Origin of the sequence: Arthrobacter mobilis (assembly GCF_012395835.1) — a bacterium.
Lineage (GTDB): Bacteria > Actinomycetota > Actinomycetes > Actinomycetales > Micrococcaceae > Crystallibacter > Crystallibacter mobilis.
Map to the genome: position 1 here is coordinate 1,406 of NZ_JAAZSQ010000028.1, position 22,596 is coordinate 24,001.

A 22,596-nucleotide genomic window follows, 5' to 3' on the forward strand; every position below is an offset into this window, starting at 1 on the left:
GGGCACTGCCCCGTGATCCCCACCGAGGATAGTCTGCATCCGCTTCAGCCTCTCTTTGTCGCCGCGTTCCCTGCGGCGGTCTTCACGCACTTGTTTTCCGGAATGGTCCGGCTGCCTCAGACGCTGGAGTAGCCGCCGTCGATCAGGATGTTCTCGCCCGTGATCATGCCGGCATTCGCCCCGGCGAGAAAGGCGATCAGGGCGGCGACCTCTTCGGGCTGGGCGAAGCGCCCCACCGGGATGAGCTTCTTCATGGCCTCGCCCTTCTCCCCGGCCCATGCCTGCTTGCCCAGCGGTGTTTCCACCACCGTCGGGGAGACGGCGTTGACCGTCACGCCCTGGGGCGCCCATTCCATGGACAGGACCTTGGTCATCCCGACCACCCCTGCCTTGCTCGCGCAGTAGGCCACGTGCTGGTCCAGGCCGATGACGCTGGCCTGCGAGGCGAGGTTGATGATCCGGCCGTATCCCTTGTCCGTCATAACCCGGCCGGCCGCCTGCGCCATCTTGAAGCTGGCGCTGAGGTTGACGCCGATGGTGGCTTCCCACATCCGCTCGGACAGCTCCAGGGCCTTGTCCAGCAGCACCACGCCTGCCGAATTGACCAGGATGTCCACGGTCCCGGCCACCAGGACGGCCTCGTCCACGACCTTCTGCGCCGCGCCTTCGGCAGTCAGGTCCTGGGCAATGCCGTGGTGGCCGCCGCCGGGCAGTTCGGCCATGGCGGCAGTGACCGAGTCGCTGAGGTCGACGCCGACGATCCTGGCGCCCCGTTCGGCGAAGTACCGGGCCACCGAATTGCCGATGCCGCTGGCGGCGCCGGTGATGATCGCTACCTGGCCGGAGAATTCCTGGTCCACGCTCATCCTTCGTAGCTGCTGATCGCGCCGACCTTCACCGCGGAGGCGCTCTCCGGGTCGAAGGTGTAGGTCAGCCACTCGCGCACCAGGCGCCGGGCCAGCTCGACGCCGACCACGCGCTGGCCCAGGCACAGCACCTGCGCATCGTTGCTGAGCACGGAGCGCTCCACGGAGAACGAATCATGGGCCGTGACGGCACGGATGCCCTTGACCTTGTTGGCCGCGATGGCCACGCCCAGCCCCGTGCCGCACACCAGCAGGGCCCGGTCCGCCTTGCCTTCGGCCACCAGCATGGCCGCGGTGACGGCAATGTGCGGGTAGTCGGTGTGTCCGTCGGCGTCCACCCCGACGTCGGTCACGGACGCGACCGCGGGGTTTTCCTGCAGGTCCCGTTTCAGGATTTCCTTGTAGTCGAAGCCGGCGTCGTCGGAGCCGACGACGAGGCGGAGTTTGCCATCCATGGGATCAGTTCCTTTCAGTACCGTCAGCGACGGCCGAGTGCGGTCACAATGAGGCCCAGCGAGGTCGCTCCCGCATCGGGAGTGCCCAGGCTCTTTTCGGCCAGCGGCCGGGCGCGGCCCAGCCGAGGTTTCAGGTTGGCGGTGGCCGCTGCCGCCTCGGTGGCCGTCCGGGCCGCCGCCTGCCAGGCCTCGGGCAGGGGGCTGCCGCCGCCGACCGCGGTACGCAGCCGCTCCGCAAAGGGCAGCAGCGCATCGACCAGCGTCTTGTCGCCGATGGTCGCCCGGCCCAGGTCGGTCATGGCCGTGGCGAAGGCCTCGACGGCCTCCACCGCGGCGGTTTCGGCGTAGTCCTGGCGCCCGTCGGTGAGGCTGGCGCCGGCCGCCTCCAGAGCCGCTCCCCACAGCACGCCGGAAGTCCCGCCGGCCGAGGCGGCCCAGGCCTGGCCGGCCTTGGCCAGCAGCCACGCTCCCCCGGCGCCGTCCGCGGCGGCGGCCTCGGCGGCCGCCAGGGCCGCATCGATGCCCTTGACCATGCCCCGGCCGTGGTCGCCGTCGCCGGCGACGGCGTCGATCCGGCCCAGCATCTGCTCGTTGGCGTGCAGGGTCTGCTGCGCCGTGCGCAGCCCGGCCAGGACCACCTCGGCCAGGCCGAGGGCTGCCGGGGTGGCCTGCGGTGCCTGCTCCTGCTCCGCTTCCCCGCCCGCCTGCTGCTGCGCCGGGACCAGCGCGGCCGTGGCGGCGCGCTGCTTGCGGTAGGCGGGCGTGTACGCGTCGGCGGTCCAGTAGGCCTCCAGCTCCTCCGTGAGCCACATCAGGGTCAGCGAGCAACCGCCCATGTCCAGGCTGGTGACCAGTTCGCCGACCTCCGGGTCGACCACTTCCAGCCCGGCTTCCGCCAGTTCCCGGGACACCGTGTTCCAGAGCAGGAACAGCTCCTCGTACTTGGTGGTGCCCAGCCCGTTCAGGATCACTCCGACCCGCTGCCCGGCCTGGTCCGGGGCCTCCTTGAGCAGGGAGGAGACCAGCAGCCGGCCGAGCTCATCGGCCGTCGGCAGCGGCTCGTCGCGGATGCCCGGTTCGCCGTGGATTCCCAGGCCCAGGCCCAGGTGCCCCTCGGGGACGGTGAACAGCGGCTTGTCCGCCCCGGGCATGGTGCAGCCGGAGAATGCGACGCCGAGCGTGCGCGTGGCGGCATTGGCCGCCCGCCCGGCCCGTTCGACCTCGTCGAGGTCCAGTCCCGCGGCGGCGGCCGCGCCCATCACCTTGAAGACCGTGAAGTCGCCGGCGATGCCGCGGCGCTTGTCCTCTTCCGGGGCGGAGGCGATGTCGTCGGTGACCACCACGATGCGGGTGTCGATGCCCTCCTTGCGCAGGCGCTCGGCCGCAATGCCGAAGTTCAGGTTGTCGCCGGCATAGTTGCCGAAGGTCAGGACCACGCCGCGGCCCTGGTCGGCGGCCTTGGCCACCGAATAGACCTGGGCGGCGGACGGGGAGGTGAAAATGTTGCCGACGACGGCGCCGGCGGCCAGTCCCGGTCCGACCAGGCCGCAGAAGGCCGGGTAGTGGCCGGATCCGCCGCCGACGACGACGGCGACCTGCGGTTCGCCGGACCGGAGGCCCACGGCGCCTCCGGGCACCCCGCGCAGCCGGTCCGCATACAAGGAGAGGAAGCCGGAGAACTGCTCTTCTGCGAACTCGGCCGGGTCATTGAATAGCTTGGTCAAGGAAAGCTCCGTGGTGGTCGTTGCTGCTCTGGCCTGCCGGCGGCTGGCCGGGGTCCCAGGCCTGGCGCGGCCCGGGACCCCGGCGAAGCCTGCCGCTTACTGCTGCTTCTGGCCCGGAAGACCCTCGTAGGCAATGTTTCCGTTCTTGAGGTTCTCGTCGATCATCTGCGGAAGCTGCTCCAGGAATGCCTCGCGGTCGGTGACCACGTTCTTCATGGCCGCGTCCACGTTCTCCTTGGTGATGGCGGGCATGATGTACTTCGGCGTCGCCTCCACGGTCTCGCCGCGGGCGATCTTGGCCGCCACGGCCAGGCCCGTGGCCATCTCCACGGTGCCGTGCTGCAGCGAGGTGCCGATGAAGTCCCCGCTCTTGACCGCCTTCAGGCCGTCCTCGATGCCGTCGATGCCCACGATCTTGACGCCCTTGACGCCTGCCTCGTTCAGGGCCTGCAGGGCGCCCAGGCCCATGTCGTCGTTCTGCGCGATGACGCCGTCGATATCGGAACCGAATGCGGAGATCCAGTTCTTCATCTTGTTCACGGCCTCGTCGCGCTTCCAGTTGGCCGTGTCCTTGGCCAGGACCTTGATGTCCGGGTTTTCCTTCAGGACCTTGTCGATGCCGGCGCCGCGGTCGATCTGGCCGGAGCCGCCGATCGGTCCCTCCAGAATGACCACGTTGCCCTTGCCGCCGAGGGCCTCGACCATCATCCGGGCCTCCTGCTCGCCGGCGGCGACGTCGTCCGGCTGCACGGAGCCGGCGAGCTTGTCGCTCTTGAGCGCGGAGTTGACGTCGATGACCGGGATGCCGGCCTCTTCGGCCGCCGCGATCTGCGGCTGGAGGGAGTCGGCCTGGACCGGGTTGACCAGGATGGCGTCGACGCCCTGGTTGATGTACTGGTCCACCTGGTTGGCCTGGGTGGCCACGTCAAGGTTCGCCGAGTTCCACAGCATTTCGATGTCGTTGGCCTTGGCATAGGCCTCCATGCCTTCCTTGCCCTGGGTGACGAAGGAGGACATGTCGTAGACGGTCACACCGATGGTGACCCTGTCGCCGCTGCCGCCGGTGCCTCCGCCGCCGCCGGCGGAGGTGTCGCCGGCGCCGCAGCCGGCGAGCGCCAGGGCCGCGGCGGCACCGAGGCCGGCCATCTGCAGCATTTTCCTTGCACGGGTGATCTTCATGTGGGGTTCCTTGTTCCTTTTTTAATGTGGGAGCTGAAACTTGTGGTCCGGGGAAACTGCGGGAGGTCTAGCTGGTCCGGCGGTGTGCCGCCCAGACGTCGATGGCGACCGCGAGGACGATCAGCACGCCCTTGATCACGTCCTGCCAGTACGAGGGCACGATCAGCAGGTCGAGGCCGTTGTTCAGGGTCTGGATCAGCAGCAGGCCGATGGCGGTTCCCCAGACGGTGCCCCGGCCGCCCATGAGGCTGGCGCCGCCGATGACCACGGCCGCAATGGCGTCCAGTTCGTAGCCCTGGCCCAGGTTGGGGGCGCCGGAGATGACCCGGGAGGCGAGCATGAGGCCGGAGATGCCGGCCAGCACGCCGCTGATGGTGTAGACGCTGAAGAGGATGCGCTTGGACTTCACGCCGGCGATTTCGGCCGCCAGGCGGTTGCCGCCGACGGCGTAGACGCGCATGCCGTAGGAGGTCCGTTTCATGATGATGGCGAACGCGATGATGCACAGGATCATCAGGATGACGGGAATCTTCAGGCCGAGGATCTCGGTGTTGGCGATGGAGCCGAAGTTCGCCGGCAGGCCGTTGATGGGCGCGCCGCCGCCGATGACATAGGCCGCGCCGGAGGCCAGGGTCAGCATGCCGAGGGTGGCGATGAAGGGCGGCACGTTCATGCGGCTGACCACGAAGCCGTTGACGGCGCCGGCCGCCAGTCCGACGGCTACCGCGACGACGACGGTGAGCAGCAGGTTGCCTGCCGAGGCCTTGGCCACGTACGCGCCGGCCATGGCGCTGGCGGCAATGATGCTGCCGACCGAGAGGTCGATGCCGCCGGTGAGGATGACCAGGGTCTGCCCCAGGGCGATCAGGGCGAAGGGTGCGGCCGCGATCAGGATGGTGGTCATGTTTTCCACCGTCCCGAAGCGGGCGCTCTTGTAAAGGAAGAACGCGACCACGAACAGCATGACCACGACCATGGCGTGGCGGACGGCGAATCCCTGGAGCCATTGCCAGCTGAACCGCCTGCCCGGTTCCCCCGGGGCTGCCCCGGCCGCGGCGGGCTCGAGCGTGGTGCTTCGGTTAGTTGTCATTGTTCTCGATGTCCTTCTTTGTGGAGGCTTCCAGTCCGGATGCCAGCCGGAAAATCTTGTCCTGCGCGGAGGGCTCCAGCAGTTCGGCCTTGCTCAGTTCCCCGGCGACGCCCAGGCCGCGCATGACGAGGGCACGGTGGGAGAGGCTCAGGATCTCGGGCATGTCGCTGGAGGCCATGACTACCGCCATGCCCTGGCGGGCCAGATCCACGATGATCCGGTAGATCTCGCTGCGCGCCCCGACGTCCACCCCGCGGGTGGGCTCGTCCAGCAGCAGCACGTCCACCGGACCGGTCAGCCACCTGCCGAAGACCACCTTCTGCTGGTTGCCGCCGGAGAGCGTCTCCATGGTCTGCCCGAGGCCGCGGCTCTTCAGGTTCATCGACTTCATGATGTCCCCGATGCTGCCGGACCGTTTCCGGTTGTTGATCCAGCCCGCGTTGGTGAAGGACTTGATCCGCGGCAGGGAAGCGTTGTCCAGCACGCTCATGGACAGCACCGCCCCGGCGCCCTTGCGGTCCTCCGGCACGAGGGCGATTTTGGCGGCGATGGCGGCCGCCGGGTTGCCCAGGGCGACCTTGCGGTTCCCGACGGCCACGGAGCCGGCCGGGGCGCGGCGCATGCCGAAGATGCTCTCCATCAGCTCGGTGCGCCCGGCACCCACCAGGCCGGCCAGGCCCAGGATCTCGCCCCGGCGGACCGAGAAGCTGACCGGGGCCGTCCCGTCGCCGATGACCAGGTCCTCGACCGTCAGGGCGACCTCGTCCTGCGGGGTCCCGATCTCGGGGAACATGTCCTCGAGCTCGCGGCCGATCATGGCCTCGACGATGTCGTCGTCGCTGAGCTGCTGCAGCGGCTTGTCCTCGACCAGGTTGCCGTCCCGGAGCACGATGACGCGGTCCGCCATGGCCCGGATTTCCTCCATCTTGTGGGTGGTGAACAGCATGGCCACGCCCTGGTCGCGAAGCGACCGCACGACCGAGTAGAGCCGCCCGACCTCCTGTTCGGCGATCGCGCTGGTCGGCTCGTCCAGCAGCAGGACCTTCGCGCCCCGGCTGGTGGCCTTGACGATCTCGATGATCTGGCGGATGCCCACGGGCAGGGAGCCCATCCGCACGGTCGGGTCGATCTCCAGTCCGAACGGCTTCAGGTACTCCCGGGCCTGGCGGATCATCGCGCCGCGGTTCAGCAGCCCCACCGGCGAGCGCAGCTCGCGGCCGACGAACAGATTCTCGTAGACGGTCATTTCCGGGATCGAGGCCAGTTCCTGCGGCACGATGGCGACCCCCAGCCGGTGGGCGGCCTGGATGTCCCCGGCGTGCAGGTGCTCGCCGCGGACCTCCACGGTGCCTTCGTCCGGCTTGTACTGCCCGGAGGCGATCTTCATGAGCGTGGACTTGCCCGCGCCGTTTTCGCCGGCCAGCGCGGTGACGGTGCCCGGTTCCAGAACCAGGGAGACACCCTTCAGGACCGGGATGCCGCCAAAGCTCATGCGGATGCCGTGGCATTCGAGCATGGCGGTGGACACCGCCTCGGTGCTGTGCTTGGTATGCATGGGATCTACCGCCCCGGCCGCACGATCGTTTTCAGGCTGGCGGGTTTGGTCGAATCGGCCAGGGCCTGGGCCACGTCCTCGATGCCGTAGACCCCGGTGACCAGTCCGTCCAGGTCCACGCGCCCGGTCCGCACCAGTTCGATGGCGATCGGCCAGGTGTTGGCGTAGCGGAAGATCCCGGTGACCACCAGTTCCCGGTTCTGGATCAGCGACAGCGGCAGCGCGACCTCGTCCGCGCCCATGCCCACCAGGACCACCCGGCCGGCCGGAGCCACGTTGCGGATGCCCGTCAGGATCGCCGGCGTCGCCCCCGAGGCTTCAATGAACGCGCCAACCTCCAGGCCAAGGTTCGCCACGTCGTCGGTTTTGGGATCGATCACGCGGTCTGCGCCGAAGGTGAGGGCCCTGCGGCGGCGCTCGTCGTCGAGGTCGGAGACGATGACCTCGGTGGCGCCGTAGGCCTTGGCCACCTGGGCGCAGATAATGCCGATGGGGCCGGCGCCGGTGATGAGCACCTTCGCCCCGGGCGTGACCTGGGCCTTCTGCATGGCCGCGATGCCGACCGAGAGCGGCTCCATCAGGGCCGCCGCCTCGTCGCTGATGCTGTCGGGCACCGTGAAGGCGAAGTGGGACTGGATCTTGACGAACTCCATGAAGGCCCCGTCGACCGGCGGCGTGGCGTAGAAGCGCATGGACGGATCCAGGTTGTAGCAGCCGGCCAGGGACTGCTTCGAGTGCGGGTCGGGCCGCTGCGGTTCGATCGAGACGCGCTCCCCCACCCGCGAGGGGTCCACCCCGCTGCCGGCGGCCACAATGGTGCCGGCGGCCTCATGCCCCAGGACCAGCGGGGACTCCACCACGAAGTCGCCGATCCGGCCTTCCTGGAAGTAATGCACATCCGATCCGCACACGCCCACCGCGGAGACCCGGACCAGGACCTCGTCCGCTTCCAGCGCAGGCAGGGGCCGCTCTTCGACCACGACTGACTGCGGTTTGACCAGAACACTGGCCTTCATGGTTTCCGGCAAGACTGCTTCCACCGATCGACTTCCCTTCGTACTCAAGCCCCCGCCCGCAGTCCTGCGGAATGAAGTCCTGCGGACCGCGGCGGCCGGTTCTGCAAAAGTATGACCCGGATCTCATCATATGTGCAAGTGCTTGCTCATATGAGCAATTTCTGGGAAGGTAATCTAGCAACCGGACAGGTGGCGATGGAAAGACAAGAGATGACAATGGCACAGCTAGGACCCGACGCCCTGGTGCGCACGGCGTACATTGCCCAGCAGCATTTCATCGAGGGAAAGACCCGGATCGAGATCGCTGCCGAAACGGGCCTGAGCCGTTTCAAGATCGGCCGGATCCTCGAGCAGGCCGTGGCCAGCGGCATCGTCAGGTTCGAAATCGCGAGCCCGTCGTCTTTGGACCTGGAGCTGTCGGTCCAGCTGCAGAAGGCCTACGGCCTGGAACGCGCCATCGCCGTCAACGTGCCGGCCGAAACGCCCGAGGCCATCCAGCAGCACCTCGGCGGGACCGCCGCCGATTTGCTGTCCGAGATCCTGACCGATGACGATGTCCTCGGCCTGACCTCGGGCCGGACGGTCAATGCGCTGGCCCGCTCCCTGCGTTCCCTGCCGCGCTGCGAAGTCGTCCAGCTCGCGGGCATCGCCGGCCCCATCCAGGAGACCGGCATCGAAACCATCCGCCGCGTCAGTGCCGTGGCCGGCACCAGGCCCTGGACCATCTACGCTCCGCTGATCGTCAGCGACGCCGCGACCGCCCAGGGGCTGCGCAGGCAGCACGAACTGATGGATACCTTCGCGCAGTTCTCCCGCGTGACCGTAGCCGTGGTGGCCGTCGGCAGCTGGTCACCGCCCGATTCCCAGATGGTCGAAAACCCTGCCCTGGGCAGCCAGGACCGGGATGCCCTGATCGCCCGCGGCGTCCGGGCGGAGGTGTGCGCAACCCTGGTGAACGATGCCGGGCGGGTGATCGAGGACGTCGATGACCGCTGCATCGCCATTCCGGAGTCCCAGTTGCGCCGGATCCCGCACGTCATCGCGGTGGCCGGCGGCGAAGCCAAGACCCAGGCCATCCGGGCCGTGCTCGTCTCCGGGCTCGCGCATTCACTGATTACCGACGCAGCGACCGCCCGCAGGCTGATCGGGATGGCCTGACCCCCGCTGCCTGTCAGCTGTAGTCCGGGGCCGGCGGCAGGCCGAAGAAGTCTTCCAGCGTCGGCTGGCCGCTGAGCCGGAACTCCGCTTCGAGTTCTGGGCCCACGTAGCGCAGGTGCCAGGGCTCGTAGCTGTAGCCGGTGACCGCGCCGTAGCCCTTGGGGTAGCGGAGCACGAAGCCGTACTCGTCGGCGTGCTCGGTGGCCCAGCGGCCGGCCGGGGTGTTTTCGAAGCATTCCTCCAGCGCGCAGGTTCCGCTGGGGTTGCCGATGTCCACCGCCAGCCCGGTCTGGTGCTCGCTGAAGCCGGGCCGGGCGGCGAGGGTGTCCGCCACCTCCTGCCCGTACTGGCGCACGTAGCTGTTGTAGAGGCTTTCCTGCTGGGCGTAGGAGCGGTAACCGCTGACCAGCGTGATGGACACGCCTGCCGCCTTGGCCGCGCGGGTGAATTTCTTGTAGGCGTCGGCGGCGTCGCTGCGCACCAGGATGCCCGTGATCCTGACCAGGTTGGCCGGCCGGTAGGTCTGCGGGGACAGCGGGCGCTGCTTGTTGACTATTACGTGCCGGCTGGAGGCCGTGTCGATGTCGTAGTCGGCCGGTGCCGCCACTGCCGCGCCGGGCAGGCTCCCGGCTCCGACCAGCAGCACCGCCAGCAAAACCGTCAACCGCCTCATGCCTGCCCCCATCCGCCGATCCTCGTTGACCCGGAAGTCCGAGGTTATTCGCCCCGGCGGCCGAGCGCAACGCTTTCCCATCGGGAACGGCAGCGCGGAGCCTCCGGCGCGAAGAACAGGTGTGCCTCGTAACGGCCCTGTAACGGGACCTGCCGAAACTGGACGCCTCGTGGCTTGTAGCTGCCGGATCTGCCGAACAGCGGAGCCGGCGAAGCCGACAAAGATAGGTGGAAAGATGTTCGATCCTGACGTGGAGTCGCTGGACCGGCTGGGCGAGCCTCCGGACTATGTCTGGGACTACATCCCGGCCGGTCCGCCACCGGACGGGCGGGAACGCAGGGCCGTCGGATGGACCATCGCCCTGAGCCTGGCGGAGGACCAGTTCCGATCATTGGCACGACGCCTACCGTTCTTCGACTATGCGGCTGTCGGTTTCCTCAACGAATTGGTCGATCCATCGTTTAGGTATGGAGAATTCCCCTCCATCGGAATCATCCTTTACACAAATGAACAGGAGGCAGCCGAGGTTCCTGCCGTTGATGCTCTCCGTCCGGTCAGGGTCCGGGACGCCTATTTCCAAGTCGTTGTGCGGCGCGGCCGGCGTGAACCCCACCATTGGCCGCAGGCCGCTCCTCCGCTCACCGCAAACGGGCAGTTGGCATGCTGGGCAACCAGCCGGAACGGGCAAGTGCAGGGATGGCTGACCGCAGCCCATGCGGCAGCAGGCCTGGGGAATGTCGTGGACTGGGCAACCGAGTGCACCGATGCAGCCATGGTTGATGTTGGTTGGGCGCCGCCCCAGGCCCTTCAAGCGGTTACCGCCTACACGGTGTCAATCAACACCGGTGCCCATCTGCATCTCGGTCAGCCCCCTGCTCCGCTGCCTGTCCGGGCAAAAGTCTTGGACATTTCCAGCGACTTCAAGATGTACAAGGACCCGCGCTTCCCCGTGCGGTTCAGCCTGTCGGCAGCAGGTCAGCCAGGCAATTCCGGGGCATTCATCACCGAAGCGGTTTCCGGCGAGCCCATGGGGATTTATCTGGGCGGCTTCTGGCCTCTCGGCACGCCCGCCGCCCTGCCCGCACTCGGTTACGGTCTGGCTATCTTCCAACTGGAAAAAATGATGGATCTGCAGGTGTTCCCATGAGCGAAAACCCCGCCCGCGGCCGGACTCTGGCCATCCTGGTTGCCGAGGAGCAAAAGGAACTTGCGCCGCCCCTGCCGCCTACATCAGGAATGGCACAACAGCACGGACCGGGGCAGTGGCTGCGAAAGTGGGTCGTCAAGGACAAGAAGCTGGACCTGTCCAGCGTCCAGGAACAGCTGGAACGGGTGCAGTCCGAGGTCGGGGAGATCCTCGAGGGCCTGGACACCGAATCGAAACACGGATTCGGTCTGGCCGAAGTGGAAGTCCAGGTGGGCATCTCGGCCTCCGGCAATCTCGGCGTCGTCAGCGCAGGCGTGGAAGCGAGCCTGACCCTCATCTACACGCGCTGATTCACCGAAATGTCCTAGACGTTCCAGCCAATGACCGCGGGGGTGCGCTTGTCCCAGCCCAGGGTGCAGATCCCGGCGGTGCCGAGCACGAAGCGGCGGCCCTCGACCGGGTCCAGCTGCAGCCAGCGGGCGGTCAGGATCCGCAGGAAGTGACCGTGGGCCACCAGCAGGACCTTGCGCTGGCCGGGCGTGGCCGGCACGGACCCGACCGGCTCGGTGGTTTCGGTCTGCACCGCCGGCGGGGCGGACGACGGCGCCGGGCCGGCGGAGCCGTCCAGCACCCTGGCGATCACGCGGTCGGCGCGTGCGGCCACCTGCGCCAGGGTCTCGCCGCCCACCACTCCGTGCGTCCAGATCAGGTAGTCCGGGTCCTTCCGGCGCAGCGCCGCGCTGCTGACGCCCTCGTACTCGCCGTAGTCCCATTCGTGGGCGTACGGGAGGACCTCCGCGTCCGGGAAGCCGGCGAGCTCGGCCGTGCGGCGGGCGCGCTTGAGCGGCGAGGTCAGGACGGTATCGAAGCCGATGCCGGCCAGCCTGGCGCCCGCCTCGACGGCCTGCCGCAGGCCCGCCTCGGTCAGCTCCAGGTCGGTCAGGCCGGTGTACTGGCCGGAGCGGGACCACTCGGTCTCGCCGTGGCGCAGCAGCCACAGCACGGGGTAGCCGTGGTCCGCGGCGGCGCTCACGGCTGCCCGGCCCCGGCGGAAGGCCCGTCCGAGGTCCCGGCGGACTCGGGCTGTTCGGCCCACCACGCCAGCAGCTTCGCCTCGGCCGCCGCCGGCTCGAGCGGGCCGTGCTCCAGGCGCTCCTCGAGCAGGAACTTGTACGCCCGCCCCACCAGCGGGCCCGGCCGGATCCCCAGCAGCGCCATGATCTGCTGCCCGTCCAGGTCCGGCCGGACGGCGTCCAGTTCCTCCTGCTCGCGCAGCGCGCCGATGCGCTCTTCCAGGTCGTCGTAGGCGAAGGCCAGGCGCTCGGCCTTGCGCTTGTTCCGCGTGGTCACATCGGAACGAGTCAGCCGGTGCAGCCGCTCCAGCAGCGGCCCGGCGTCGGTGACGTAGCGGCGCACCGCCGAATCCGTCCAGCCGGCGTCCCCGTACCCGTAGAAGCGCATGTGCAGCTCCACCAGCCGGGACACAGCCTTGATCGTGTCATTGTCGAAGCGCAGCTTCTTCATCCGCCTGGCCGTCAGCTTCGCGCCGACCATGTCGTGGTGGCGGAAGCTGACCGCCCCGGAGGGGTCGAACCGGCGTGTGGCCGGCTTGCCGACGTCGTGCATCAGGGCCGCGAACCGCAGGACGAAATCCGGGCCCGGCACCGGGCCGTCCTCGCCGGTCTCCAGGCCGCAGGCCTGCTCCAGCACCGTCAGCGAGTGCTGGTAGACGTCCTTGTGCCGGTGGTGCTCGTCCAGCTCCAGCCGCAGCGCGGCAACCTCGGGCAGCACATGGTCGGCCAGGCCGGTGTCCACCAGCAGGTCCACGCCGGTGCGCGGGTCCTTGCCGTTGATCAGCTTGATCAGTTCGTCCCGGACCCGTTCGGCCGAGACGATGGTGATCCGGTCGGCCATGTCGGTCATGGCCCGGGCCACTTCCTCCGCCACCTCCACCTGCAGCTGGGAGGCGAAGCGCGCCGCGCGCATCATCCGCAGCGGGTCGTCGGAGAACGACGCCGAGGGCTCGCCCGGGGTGCGCAGCATCCCGGCGTGCAGGTCCCGCACGCCCCCGTACGGGTCCACCAGTTCCAGCGAGGGCAGGCGCAGGGCCATGGCGTTGATGGTGAAGTCGCGGCGGAACAGGTCATCCTCCAGGGACGTGCCGAAGGCCACCGCCGGCTTGCGCGAGTCCGCATCGTAGGCCTCCGCACGGTAGGTGGTCACCTCCAGCGTGTGCCCGTCCTTGCGCAGGCCGATGGTGCCGAACTCCCTGCCGATCTCCCAGTAGTGGTCGGCCCACCGCTTGATGACCCCGATGGTGGCATCCGGATCCGCGTCCGTGGTGAAGTCCAGGTCCGGCGACACCCGGCCCAGGAACAGGTCCCGCACCGGCCCGCCCACCAGGGACAGCTGGTGGCCGGCGTCGGCGAAGAGCTGGCCCATTTCGAGGACAACATCCGGAAGGTCCAGGGCGGACAGCTGCGGCTGCGAGGCCGGGTCAAAAAGGTGAACCATAGTCCCTTAAGGGTGCCAGAAAGCCGCCGCGGCTGTTCAACCGCCCGGTTAACAAACACTTCCGCCGCGCGCCCCAGCCGCCGCCGAACGGATTAAATATCGTTAGAGTGGACTGCATGGCATATCCGGTTCCGAGCGCCCCGAAGCGCACCCCGCTGACAGCGTCAGTGGGCAGCGCCGCGCCGTCCGGACACCATGCCCTGCCCACCGTGGAAGAGGTCTCGGCCGGCGGCGTTGTGGTGGATGTCTCGACGCCGGAGCTGAACGTGGCCATCATTGCCCGCTTCAACCGCGGCGGCCGGCTCGAGTGGTGCCTGCCCAAGGGCCACCCCGAGAACGACGAGACCAACGAAGAGGCGGCGGTCCGGGAAATCGAGGAGGAGACCGGGATCAAGGGCCGGGTGCTGGCCACCCTGGGCAGCATCGACTACTGGTTCACCGTCAGCGGGCACCGCGTGCACAAGACGGTCCACCACTTCCTGCTCACCGCCACCGGCGGGGAACTGACCATCGACAACGACCCGGACCATGAGGCCGTGGACGTGGCCTGGGTGCCGCTGGCCGAGTTGGGGAAGCGGCTCTCCTTCCCCAACGAACGGCGCATCGTGGACCTGGCCCGCGAGGTGCTGCCGGAATTCCTCTGATGTCCGACGCCCAAACCAACAGCACCGCCAAAGCCAGCGCCATCATGGCCGCCGGGACCATGGTCTCGCGCGTGCTCGGGTTCGTGCGCACCTCGCTGCTCGCCGTCGCCATCGGTGCCAACACCACCATGGGCGACATCTTCGAAAAAGCGAACACGATCCCGAACATCATCTACCTGCTGCTGGCCGGCGGCATCTTCAACGTGGTCCTGGTGCCGCAGATCATCAAGGCCAGCGAAAACCGCGACGGCGGCGCGGACTTCGTCAGCCGGCTGCTGGGCCTGACCCTGCTGGTCATGAGCGGCATCACGGTGGTGGTCATGCTGCTGGCCGGGCCGATCATCCGGCTGCTGACCAAGGACTGGACCGGCCCGATGCTGGAGCTGGGCACGGTCTTCGCGCTCTGGTGCCTGCCGCAGATCTTCTTCTACGGGCTCTACGCGGTGGTGGGGCAGGTGCTCAACGCGCACAACCGCTTCGGCTGGTACATGTGGGCCCCGGTGCTGAACAACGTGGTGGCCATCGGCACGCTGGTGCTGTACATCTCGCTGTTCGGCGCCTTCTCGCGCGCCCGCGACGACCCCGATCTGTGGACCGGGGCCCAGACGATGGTGCTGGCCGGCGGCACCACGCTGGGCATTGTGCTGCAGGCGCTGATCCTGCTCTGGCCGCTGAAGCAGCTGGGCCTGGGCCTGCACCCGAAGTTCGGCTGGCGCGGCCTGGGGTTCGCCCAGGCCGGCAAGGTGGCGCTGTGGACGCTGGGCACCATGGTGGTGGGCAACTCCGCCTACCTGCTCTACGGCACCATCGCCTCCAGCGCCACCGCCGGCCGCCTCGGCCTCGAGGGCTCGGGCCCGGCTGCCTCGGTCCCGGGCGAGTACGCGCTCAATACCGCGCAGCTGATCTCCCTGCTGCCGCATTCGGTGTTCGTGCTGTCCATCGCCACCGTGCTGTTCAACCAGCTCTCCCGCTCCCAGGCCGCCGGGGACCTGGACGAGGTGCGCCGGACGATCAACTCCGGCCTGCGCACCATCGGCGTGGCCACCGTCTTCGGCGCCGCCGCCATGGTGGTGCTGGGCGGGCCGCTGGGCCGGCTCTTCGCCGGCTCCGGGGCGACCGCCGCCATCTCGGCGGCCACCCTGGGCCAGGTGCTGACCATCCTGGCCGCGGGCATGCCGTTCATGAGCATCTACTTCTTCCTCAACCGCGTCTTCTACGCCGAGGAGGACGCGCGCACGCCGCTGATCATGCAGTCCATCCTCTCCGGCGGCTGCGCGCTGCTGGCCCTGGTCCTGGCCGGCGTGGTCCCGGCCACCCAGGTGGTCTACGGGCTGGCCATCCTCTTCGCGGTCTTCAACGTGTTCTCGGCCCTGCTGGCGCACTTCTTCACCCGGCGGCGGCTCGGCGATTACGGCGCCGGCGCGGTGGTGGACACCTACATCCGGCTCGGCTACGCCGCGCTGGGCGCGGGCCTGGCCGGGGCGGGCGTGCTGTGGCTGCTGGGCGGGTACGACGGCGGCGGGTTCGCGATGCGCTCGATCCCCACCGCGATGGTGGCCATCGCCGCCGTCGGCACGGTCATGGCCGGGGCGTACCTGCTGCTGCTGCGGCTGCTGCGGGTGCGCGAACTGGACGACTTCCTGGCCCCGGTGCTGAGGCGCCTGCCGGGGCGCAACGCCTGAGCGGCAGCACGGCCCGGCCGGTGCCAGCCGGTAGCATGTAAACAAAATACCTAGCGGGACGCGCAGCGCCCCGAAACCCCCGGGAGGAACTTGTGCCGCAGCCAGTCGAGGTCGGGACTTTGCTCGGGGGCCGTTACAAGGTAACGGCCCGCGTGCTGGCGTCCGCCGAACACGACCTCGTGCTGGACGGCGTGGACGAGGTCCTCAACCGCCCGGTCAGCATCCTGGTGGCCTCCCCGGACAATGCCAGCCAGGTGGCCATGAGCGCCCGCGAAATCGCCACGGGCGAGCGCGAGGGCAATGTCCAGGTGCTCGACCTAGGCAATGCCGAGGGCAACACCTACCTGGTCACCAACCAGGCCGAGGCCGCGGACCTGCTGGACCTGGTCATCCAGCAGGACGCCCCCTACGTGGAGCCGTTCTTCACCGAGACCCTGGGTTCGGAGATTTTCGGCCAGGCCCGTTCCACCGAGCCCCAGTACTACGAGGACGAGGAGGACTGGGAAGAGGAGGAGTACCACGAGGAGGAATCCGCGCACCGGCCCTCGCTGCGCGAACGCCTGAGCCATCTCGAGCTGCCCAGGTTCGGCCGCGGCGGCCAGGCCGGTGCCGCCGGAGCTGCTGCCGCTGGAGCTGCTGCCCCCGGGACTGCCACTGCCGGCGCCGGGCCGGACACGGACCCGCAGGCCGCCGTCCCGTCCCCGCACACCTCCCGGACCCGCCCGGTGCCGCCCCAGCCCGCCGGGGCGCCGAGGGCCGCGGCCGCCGCGCCTGCGGTGCCGGCACCTCCTGCGGGCAAGCCGAAGGTCACGCTCTGGACCGACAGCCACCCGGACACCGGCGGGATCCAGGTGGTGGCCAAGGCCTCACCGTCCGACAGCGGGGAGTACGTCCGCCGGGCCGCCGCGTTCCCTGCCGCCGCCCGCCCGGCCGCGGCCGAACCTGCCGGGCCCGGCTATACCGGGGACGAGGACTACGACCGGGACGAGGAAAACCATCCCCGGTCGCCCCGGCTCCTGGTCGGCGGCGTGCTGGCGGCGCTGCTGGTCGCGGCGATCGTCGTCGCGGTCAGCCAGCTGAACGTGTTCCGCGGCGCCCCGACGGCGAACGAAGCCAACAGCCCGGCCGCCAACGAGACCGCGGCCGGCGCTCCGGCGGAGGAGGGTGAGGCCGCCGTGGTGGAGCCGGAGATCGCCGGCCTGTCCCGGCTGGTACCGGACATGCCCGAACTGGACCAGGAGAACGACGGCAAGCTGCCGGAGGCGATCGACGGCAATCCGGCCACCTACTGGGCCAGCTACCAGTACGCCACCGAGGCCTTCGGCGGCTACGCCTCGAACATGGCCCTGGTGGTCGAACTGGAGGAGGCCTCGACCATCGAGTCCATCCGGCTGACCCAGCTCAGCGGCCGGGGCGGACAGTTCTCGGTGCTGCTCAACGACGAGCCGAGCCTGGAGGGCGCCAAGCAGGTGGCCCGGGGCAGCTTCACCGCGCAGAACACCACCATTCCGGTGCCGGAGGAGGACGGCCAGGCCCCCAAGGCCCAGTACGTCATCGTCAACTTCACCCAGCTGCCGCAGCTGTCCAACCCCGGCAGCGCGCCGCCCTTCGGCCTCCGGATGGCCGAGATCGAAGTTTCCTAACTGGTCGGCGGCCGTGCCGTCACAGGGCGGAACATGGACACCTGCACGGGCAGGGGCGGAATAAGCTGGTGACTCCGGTGGTTGTGAGGGGTGGCCACCGGCCGGGAAGCTGCCCGGGCAGCCGGCCCCTGCCGGGAAACAGATTGCACAAACAGGAAGAGGTTCACAGACTGTGACCACAGAAATATCCGCGTCCGTGCGCGACGTGATCATTGTCGGATCCGGTCCTGCCGGCTACACCGCTGCCGTGTACACGGCGCGCGCCAACCTGAAGCCGCTGCTGATCGCCAGCTCCGTGCAGGCCGGCGGCGAGCTGATGAACACCACCGACGTGGAGAACTTCCCGGGCTTCCCGGAGGGCATCCTGGGTCCGGAGCTGATGGAACAGTTCCAGAAGCAGGCCGAGCGGTTCGGCACCGAGATCCTGTTCGAGGACGTCACCTCCCTGGAGCTGGACGGCGAGATCAAGAAGGTCACCATCGCCACCGGCCAGACGTTCCTGGCCCGCGCCGTCATCATCTCCACCGGCTCCGCCTACCGTGAGCTGGGCCTGGAGGACGAAAAGCGCCTCTCCGGCCACGGCGTGAGCTGGTGCGCCACCTGCGACGGCTTCTTCTTCCGCGACCAGGACATCGCCGTCGTCGGCGGCGGCGACTCGGCCATGGAGGAAGCCCTCTTCCTGACCAAGTTCGCCCGGTCCGTCACCGTGGTCCACCGCCGCGACAGCCTGCGCGCCTCCAGGATCATGCAGGACCGCGCGCTGGCACACGAGAAGATCAGCTTCGCCTGGAACTCCGAAGTCACCGGCATCAGCGGCACGGACAAGGTCACCGGGATCACGCTGCGCAGCACCGTGGACGGCACCGAATCCGAACTGGCCGTGACCGGGGTCTTCGTGGCCATCGGCAACGACCCGCGCGTGGACCTGGTCAAGGGCCAGCTGGAGCTGACCCCCGAAGGCACCATCGCCGTCGAGGGCCGCTCCTCCAGGACCTCGCTGCCGGGCGTCTTCGCCGCCGGCGACGTCGTGGACCCCACCTACCGCCAGGCCATCACCGCCGCCGGCTCCGGCTGCGCCGCGGCCATCGACGTCGAGCACTTCCTCGCCGCCCAGCACCACGCCGCCGTTCCGGCCGCCGAGCCGGCCACCGTCTGAGAACCACTGCCGAAAGGGAGCACATCATGAGCACTGCCAAGGAAGTAACCGACGCCAGCTTCGATGCCGACGTCCTCAAGGCCGACAAGCCGGTCATCGTGGATTTCTGGGCGGAATGGTGCGGCCCGTGCCGCATGCTGACCCCCGTCCTGGACGCCATCGCCGCCGAGCACGCCGGCAAGGTCGAGGTGGTCAAGCTCAATGTCGACGACAACCCGGCCACCGCCTCCAAGTACGGCATCACCTCCATTCCGGCGGTGTACGTCTTCAACAACGGCGAGGTGGCCGCTACCTCCATCGGCGCCAAGCCCAAGCAGATCCTCGAGCGGGAATTCGCCGAATTCCTCGGCTAGGCACCATGCACTCGAACGATCCGGCGCCGGCCAGCCTGCGCCGCACGGATTCGAGCCGGCGCGTAGTGGCCTTGCGCGAAAGGCTGCTGCGCGCCGGCGTGTCCATGGCGTACCTGGCCCCGGACCAGGTCAATGATCCGGAACGGTTCGACGACCATGTCGACGCCGCGGTGCGCACCTTCCAGCAGTCCCGCGGCCTGATGGTGGACGGGGTCGCCGGGCCCGAGACCGAGCGCGCCCTCGCCGAGGCCCAGTACAAGCTCGGCGACCGGGTCCTGGCCCGGCCCGCCGCAGGCGCCGAACCGCTGCGCGGCGACGACGTCACCGAACTGCAGCGCCAGCTGTCCTACCTGGGCTTCTACTACGGGCATATCGACGGCGAATTCGGCGAGCGCACGCATCTGGCCGTGCGCGAACTGCAGCTGAACCTGGGCCTGGAAATGACCGGGGTCTGCGATGCGGTGCTGATCGATGCCATGGCCCGGGTCAACCGCACCATCAGCTCCAGCCAGGCCTTCTCGCTGCGCGACTACGAGCGGCTCAACCAGACCACCGCCGCCCTGGCCGGCAGGGTCATCTGCCTGGCTGCGGGCACCGGCACCACCCGGGCCGCCGGCCGGCCCGACCAGGCCGGCGGCGGGCCGCTGACCGAACAGCTGGTCGCCACGGACGTTCTCCGGCGGATCCGGACCATCCTGGGCAGCCTCGGCGCCGAGGTAAAGGTCGTCGAGGTCCCGGAAGGGACGCCCTCCGGCACCCGGGTGCGGCTGATCCAGGAATCCCAGGCCAGCCTGTGCGTGTCCCTGCACTGCGACTGGCTGGAGCAGACCGCCGCCAGCGGGGCCTCGGCCTTCTACTGGGGCCGGACGGAAACCGGCGAGATCAACTCCCCCATCGGCCACCGCGCCGCCGAGCTGATCCTGAAGGAAATCACCGCCAGGACGGGCCTGCCCAGTCTGGGCGTGCACGGGCGCCGCTGGGACGTCCTGCGGCTGGCCACCATGCCCTCGGTCCACCTGGAGCTGGGTTACCTGAGCAGCGCCCACGACGCGCAGCTGCTGGCGGATCCGATCATCCGCCAGATCATTGCCGACGCGGTGGTGATCGCCATCCAGCGGCTGTACCTGCTGGAAGAGGACGACGAACCCACGGGCACCCTGGCCCTGGAGGATGTGCTGCGCTTCAACCCCGAGCGCTGAGGACACCGCCGAGGAGGGCATCCATGGGCACGGACCCGGTCAGGGCGTTCGTGGAACAGCTGGCGGCCACCGGGACCGGACCAGACAGCACCAACTTCTTCGCCGGCCCGGACAACGCCGTGCGCCGGCGCAACCTGGAGCTGTACCTGCGGCAGATGCTGGAGCGGGCGCCCCGGGTGCTGCTGCTGGGCGAGGCGCCGGGCTTCCGGGGCATGCGCATCACCGGCGTGCCGTTCACCAACACCGCCATTCTCCAGGGCCGGGGCAACCACTTCGGACTCTTCGGGCCGGGACAGGGCTATGCCCTGCCGGCCGACGCTCCGCCGGTGGCCCCGGAACCGACCGCCACGGTGATGTGGGAGGTGCTGGCGGAGCTGGATTTCCTGCCCCTGCTCTGGAGCGCCTACCCGCTGCACCCGCACCGTCCGGACCGGCCGCTGTCCAACCGCACCCCGTCGGCTGCCGAGGTCCTGGCCGGGCAGCCGCTCTGGCTCGCCCTGGCCCGGCTGTTCGCGGTGCAGGTGGTGGTCGCCGTCGGCAATGTGGCCGGGCGCAGCGTCCGCGCCGCCGGCCTGGAGGCCCCCAAGGTGCGCCACCCGGCCCACGGCGGCAAGGCCAGGTTCCGGCAGGGCCTGCAGGAACTGCTGGCCGCCGGCCTCAACGGTTAGCCCGGGCAGGCTTGTGCCCCCTGGCCCTCCGGGACGCCGGCCGGCACCGGGACGGCGCCCTCCCGCCGGGTCTCCCGGAGGGCCAGGGCCGCCTGGACCAGCGCGGCGTGGGTCAGGGCCTGCGGGAAGTTGCCCAGCTGGGTGCCGGTGGCCGGGTCCATCTCCTCCCCGTACAGGCCCAGCTCGCTGGCCCGGCCGAGCAGCTCCCCGAACAGGTCCACGGCTTCGGCGCGGCGGCCGGTCCGGGCCAGGGCCGCCACGAGCCAGAAGGAGCAGGGCAGGAAGGCCCCCTCGGTGCCGGGCAGGCCGTCGCGGCCGGGCGGGTACCGGTACAGCAGCGGCCCGCCGGCGGAAAGTTCGCGCCGGACCGCGTCCACCGTGCCCCGCATCCGGGACGAGCCGGCCTCCTCGAAGCCCAGCGCGGGCAGGATCAGCAGGGCGGCATCCAGGTCTGCCGAACCGTAGCTGCGGGTGTAGCTGCGCCGGACCGGATCGAACCCCCTGGACCGTACCTCGGCGGCGATGGCCTCCCGGGCGGCCTGCCACCGCCGCTGCCGGCGCCCGCCCAGGCGGTGGCTTTGCCCGATCCGCAGCGCCCGGTCCAGGGCCAGCCAGCCCATCAGCTTCGAGTGCACGTGGTGGTCCGCGTCGCCGCGGATCTCCCAGATCCCGGCGTCCGGCTCCTGCCACCGGCGGGCCACCTGGTCGGCGAAGCCGCGCATCGCACGCCAGGTCTCCGAGTACAGCCGGTGCCCGTCCTGCACGAAGGCCCAGGCGGCGTCCAGGACCCAGCCGTAGCTGTCGAGCTGGTGCTGGGCGGCGGCGCCGTTGCCCACCCGGACCGGCACGCTGCCGGCGTAGCCTGGCCAGCCCTGCAGCTCGCGCTCCCGGGGCACGTGGCCTCCGGTCAGGGTGAGCAGCGCCGGCAGCCGCGGGCGCTGCAGCCGGCTCGCGTGCAGCAGCCAGCCGAGGAAGCTGCGGGCCTCCCCGTCCATGCCGGCGGCGAGGAAGGCGCCGACGCCGATGCTGGCATCGCGCGGCCAGGCGTACCGGTAGTCCCAGTTGCGCAGCCCGCCGGGGTGCTCGGGCAGCGAGGTGGTCGGGGCCGCCACCGGGGCCCCGGAGGGGGCGTAGGTGAGCAGCCGCAGCGTCAGCAGGCTGCGCACCACCTCCTCGCGGAAGGGGATGTCCGGGTCGATCCCGGAGGTCCAGGCCCGCCAGAGCGCTTCGTCGGCCTCGACCAGGGCCCAGGCCGCTGCCGGGTCGACGTGGACGAGCGGTTCGCCGCAGGCCACGGCGAGCACAAGCACGAGCGGGCGGCCCGGCTCCACGGTGACCTCGGCCGGCCGGCCCGGCTCGAGGTCCAGCTGCGGGTCGCAGCCCAGCGACAGGGCCAGCGGCCCCCACTCGCACACCAGTTCCCGCCCGCGGCGGATCCTGGGCCGGCGGTGGTGTTCGCCCAGGCGCGGGTCGAACTCGATGACGGCCCGGACGGGGGCGCCCTCGGCCGAGAGCCGCCGCACCAGCAGCGTCGCCGGCAGCAACTGCCCGGCCACCTCGGCCACCATCGCCTCGGTCAGGACCAGCCGGCCCTCCCCCACCGCCCACACGGTCTCCAGGGTCGCGCAGTGCCGCAGGTAGCGGCGGCTCAGGCGCTGCGCGGGCAGGGCGGGCCCGGCGCGGAAGGTGCCCGCCGCGGGGCCGCCGAGCAGGCGGCCGAACACCGGCTCGCCGTCGAACGCCGGCGCGCAGAACCAGTCCACGGCGCCGTCGCCGGAGACCAGCAGGGCGGTGCGGGTATCGCCCAGCAGCCCGTAGTCCCCGATCGGGACCGGCGGCCCCAGCCCTGCGGGATGAACCTTGGCCATGGCCGC

General features: G+C 69.8%; 21 protein-coding genes. 10 read left to right on the top strand and 11 right to left on the bottom strand.

Features of this window, described 5'->3' with window-relative positions; genetic code table 11:
- Window positions 1–116 precede the first annotated feature (116 nt).
- From HGG74_RS19055 to HGG74_RS19085, 7 genes are all read right to left on the bottom strand, one after another.
- The gene (locus tag HGG74_RS19055) at window positions 117–866 is read right to left on the bottom strand and encodes a GolD/DthD family dehydrogenase (RefSeq protein WP_168488964.1); all 750 of its coding nucleotides are present in this window, start codon (window positions 864–866) and stop codon (window positions 117–119) included.
- A complete protein-coding gene (locus HGG74_RS19060) occupies window positions 863–1,321 on the bottom strand; it encodes a ribose-5-phosphate isomerase (RefSeq protein WP_168488965.1) in 459 nt (152 codons plus the stop codon). Before HGG74_RS19060 ends, HGG74_RS19055 begins: the two co-directional genes overlap by 4 nt.
- A 23-nt stretch (window positions 1,322–1,344) precedes the next feature.
- Window positions 1,345–3,045, bottom strand: a complete 1,701-nt coding sequence (locus tag HGG74_RS19065; RefSeq protein ID WP_168488966.1) for a dihydroxyacetone kinase family protein — start codon at window positions 3,043–3,045, stop codon at window positions 1,345–1,347.
- Between the two features lie 96 nt (window positions 3,046–3,141).
- On the bottom strand, window positions 3,142–4,224 hold the full coding sequence (locus HGG74_RS19070; RefSeq protein WP_168488967.1) for a substrate-binding domain-containing protein: 1,083 nt from the start codon (window positions 4,222–4,224) through the stop codon (window positions 3,142–3,144).
- Between the two features lie 67 nt (window positions 4,225–4,291).
- Entirely contained in the window at window positions 4,292–5,314 is a 1,023-nt protein-coding gene (locus HGG74_RS19075; protein WP_168488968.1) for an ABC transporter permease, read from the bottom strand.
- Entirely contained in the window at window positions 5,304–6,869 is a 1,566-nt protein-coding gene (locus tag HGG74_RS19080) for a sugar ABC transporter ATP-binding protein (protein WP_168488969.1), read from the bottom strand. The genes HGG74_RS19075 and HGG74_RS19080 overlap by 11 nt, the downstream gene beginning before the upstream one ends.
- Window positions 6,870–6,874: 5 nt before the next feature.
- Window positions 6,875–7,885: an NAD(P)-dependent alcohol dehydrogenase gene (locus tag HGG74_RS19085; RefSeq protein WP_168488970.1), complete on the bottom strand. Its 1,011-nt coding sequence runs from the start codon at window positions 7,883–7,885 to the stop codon at window positions 6,875–6,877.
- Between the two features lie 216 nt (window positions 7,886–8,101).
- Here HGG74_RS19085 and HGG74_RS19090 point away from each other — a divergent pair, with 216 nt between their 5' ends.
- Window positions 8,102–9,043, top strand: coding sequence for a sugar-binding transcriptional regulator (locus tag HGG74_RS19090; RefSeq protein ID WP_168488971.1), 942 nt, complete (start codon window positions 8,102–8,104; stop codon window positions 9,041–9,043).
- A 13-nt stretch (window positions 9,044–9,056) separates the two neighbouring features.
- Here HGG74_RS19090 and HGG74_RS19095 read toward each other — a convergent pair whose 3' ends face one another.
- Window positions 9,057–9,716 carry a M15 family metallopeptidase gene (locus tag HGG74_RS19095; RefSeq protein ID WP_168488972.1) on the bottom strand — a complete coding sequence of 220 codons (660 nt, stop codon included), beginning with the start codon at window positions 9,714–9,716 and terminating at the stop codon, window positions 9,057–9,059.
- Window positions 9,717–9,951: 235 nt separating this feature from the next.
- On the opposite strand from HGG74_RS19095, the gene HGG74_RS19100 reads away from it, so the two are divergent.
- Window positions 9,952–10,863: a hypothetical protein gene (locus HGG74_RS19100; RefSeq protein WP_168488974.1), complete on the top strand. Its 912-nt coding sequence runs from the start codon at window positions 9,952–9,954 to the stop codon at window positions 10,861–10,863.
- Window positions 10,860–11,213: a Pepco domain-containing protein gene (locus HGG74_RS19105; RefSeq protein WP_168488976.1), complete on the top strand. Its 354-nt coding sequence runs from the start codon at window positions 10,860–10,862 to the stop codon at window positions 11,211–11,213. The genes HGG74_RS19100 and HGG74_RS19105 overlap by 4 nt, the downstream gene beginning before the upstream one ends.
- 14 nt (window positions 11,214–11,227) lie before the next feature.
- Here HGG74_RS19105 and HGG74_RS19110 read toward each other — a convergent pair whose 3' ends face one another.
- On the bottom strand, window positions 11,228–11,896 hold the full coding sequence (locus tag HGG74_RS19110; RefSeq protein WP_312856912.1) for a histidine phosphatase family protein: 669 nt from the start codon (window positions 11,894–11,896) through the stop codon (window positions 11,228–11,230).
- Window positions 11,893–13,377, bottom strand: coding sequence for a CCA tRNA nucleotidyltransferase (locus HGG74_RS19115; protein ID WP_168488978.1), 1,485 nt, complete (start codon window positions 13,375–13,377; stop codon window positions 11,893–11,895). The genes HGG74_RS19110 and HGG74_RS19115 overlap by 4 nt, the downstream gene beginning before the upstream one ends.
- A 116-nt stretch (window positions 13,378–13,493) precedes the next feature.
- On the opposite strand from HGG74_RS19115, the gene HGG74_RS19120 reads away from it, so the two are divergent.
- The 7 genes from HGG74_RS19120 to HGG74_RS19150 all read left to right on the top strand — a co-directional run bounded on the left by HGG74_RS19120 (window position 13,494) and on the right by HGG74_RS19150 (window position 20,722).
- A complete protein-coding gene (locus HGG74_RS19120; protein WP_205762199.1) occupies window positions 13,494–14,021 on the top strand; it encodes an NUDIX hydrolase in 528 nt (175 codons plus the stop codon).
- Window positions 14,021–15,703, top strand: a complete 1,683-nt coding sequence (gene murJ / locus HGG74_RS19125) for a murein biosynthesis integral membrane protein MurJ (RefSeq protein ID WP_168488979.1) — start codon at window positions 14,021–14,023, stop codon at window positions 15,701–15,703. The genes HGG74_RS19120 and murJ overlap by 1 nt, the downstream gene beginning before the upstream one ends.
- 152 nt (window positions 15,704–15,855) lie before the next feature.
- On the top strand, window positions 15,856–17,346 hold the full coding sequence (locus tag HGG74_RS19130) for an ABC transporter substrate-binding protein (RefSeq protein ID WP_312856913.1): 1,491 nt from the start codon (window positions 15,856–15,858) through the stop codon (window positions 17,344–17,346).
- 172 nt (window positions 17,347–17,518) lie between these two features.
- Entirely contained in the window at window positions 17,519–18,502 is a 984-nt protein-coding gene (gene trxB, locus HGG74_RS19135) for a thioredoxin-disulfide reductase (protein WP_168488981.1), read from the top strand.
- 26 nt (window positions 18,503–18,528) lie between these two features.
- Window positions 18,529–18,855 carry a thioredoxin gene (gene trxA / locus HGG74_RS19140; protein WP_168488982.1) on the top strand — a complete coding sequence of 109 codons (327 nt, stop codon included), beginning with the start codon at window positions 18,529–18,531 and terminating at the stop codon, window positions 18,853–18,855.
- A 5-nt stretch (window positions 18,856–18,860) separates the two neighbouring features.
- The gene (locus HGG74_RS19145) at window positions 18,861–20,054 is read left to right on the top strand and encodes an N-acetylmuramoyl-L-alanine amidase (protein WP_168488983.1); all 1,194 of its coding nucleotides are present in this window, start codon (window positions 18,861–18,863) and stop codon (window positions 20,052–20,054) included.
- A gap of 23 nt (window positions 20,055–20,077) precedes the next feature.
- The gene (locus tag HGG74_RS19150) at window positions 20,078–20,722 is read left to right on the top strand and encodes a uracil-DNA glycosylase family protein (RefSeq protein ID WP_168488985.1); all 645 of its coding nucleotides are present in this window, start codon (window positions 20,078–20,080) and stop codon (window positions 20,720–20,722) included.
- Here HGG74_RS19150 and HGG74_RS19155 read toward each other — a convergent pair.
- Window positions 20,719–22,590: a glycoside hydrolase family 15 protein gene (locus tag HGG74_RS19155; RefSeq protein WP_168488987.1), complete on the bottom strand. Its 1,872-nt coding sequence runs from the start codon at window positions 22,588–22,590 to the stop codon at window positions 20,719–20,721. The two genes, HGG74_RS19150 and HGG74_RS19155, sit on opposite strands and share 4 nt — an antisense overlap.
- Window positions 22,591–22,596 lie beyond the last annotated feature (6 nt).

Excerpts from the sequence above, each read along its gene's own strand:
- HGG74_RS19055 (WP_168488964.1), bottom strand. The coding sequence starts at position 866 with ATGAGCGTGGACCAGGAATTCTCCGGCCAGGTAGCGATCATCACCGGC.
- HGG74_RS19060 (WP_168488965.1), bottom strand. The coding sequence starts at position 1,321 with ATGGATGGCAAACTCCGCCTCGTCGTCGGCTCCGACGACGCCGGCTTC.
- HGG74_RS19070 (WP_168488967.1), bottom strand. The coding sequence starts at position 4,224 with ATGAAGATCACCCGTGCAAGGAAAATGCTGCAGATGGCCGGCCTCGGT.
- HGG74_RS19075 (WP_168488968.1), bottom strand. The coding sequence starts at position 5,314 with ATGACAACTAACCGAAGCACCACGCTCGAGCCCGCCGCGGCCGGGGCA.
- HGG74_RS19080 (WP_168488969.1), bottom strand. The coding sequence starts at position 6,869 with ATGCATACCAAGCACAGCACCGAGGCGGTGTCCACCGCCATGCTCGAA.
- HGG74_RS19085 (WP_168488970.1), bottom strand. The coding sequence starts at position 7,885 with ATGAAGGCCAGTGTTCTGGTCAAACCGCAGTCAGTCGTGGTCGAAGAG.
- HGG74_RS19090 (WP_168488971.1), top strand. The coding sequence starts at position 8,102 with ATGGCACAGCTAGGACCCGACGCCCTGGTGCGCACGGCGTACATTGCC.
- HGG74_RS19095 (WP_168488972.1), bottom strand. The coding sequence starts at position 9,716 with ATGAGGCGGTTGACGGTTTTGCTGGCGGTGCTGCTGGTCGGAGCCGGG.
- HGG74_RS19100 (WP_168488974.1), top strand. The coding sequence starts at position 9,952 with ATGTTCGATCCTGACGTGGAGTCGCTGGACCGGCTGGGCGAGCCTCCG.
- HGG74_RS19105 (WP_168488976.1), top strand. The coding sequence starts at position 10,860 with ATGAGCGAAAACCCCGCCCGCGGCCGGACTCTGGCCATCCTGGTTGCC.
- HGG74_RS19115 (WP_168488978.1), bottom strand. The coding sequence starts at position 13,377 with ATGGTTCACCTTTTTGACCCGGCCTCGCAGCCGCAGCTGTCCGCCCTG.
- HGG74_RS19120 (WP_205762199.1), top strand. The coding sequence starts at position 13,494 with ATGGCATATCCGGTTCCGAGCGCCCCGAAGCGCACCCCGCTGACAGCG.
- murJ (WP_168488979.1), top strand. The coding sequence starts at position 14,021 with ATGTCCGACGCCCAAACCAACAGCACCGCCAAAGCCAGCGCCATCATG.
- trxA (WP_168488982.1), top strand. The coding sequence starts at position 18,529 with ATGAGCACTGCCAAGGAAGTAACCGACGCCAGCTTCGATGCCGACGTC.
- HGG74_RS19145 (WP_168488983.1), top strand. The coding sequence starts at position 18,861 with ATGCACTCGAACGATCCGGCGCCGGCCAGCCTGCGCCGCACGGATTCG.
- HGG74_RS19150 (WP_168488985.1), top strand. The coding sequence starts at position 20,078 with ATGGGCACGGACCCGGTCAGGGCGTTCGTGGAACAGCTGGCGGCCACC.
- HGG74_RS19155 (WP_168488987.1), bottom strand. The coding sequence starts at position 22,590 with ATGGCCAAGGTTCATCCCGCAGGGCTGGGGCCGCCGGTCCCGATCGGG.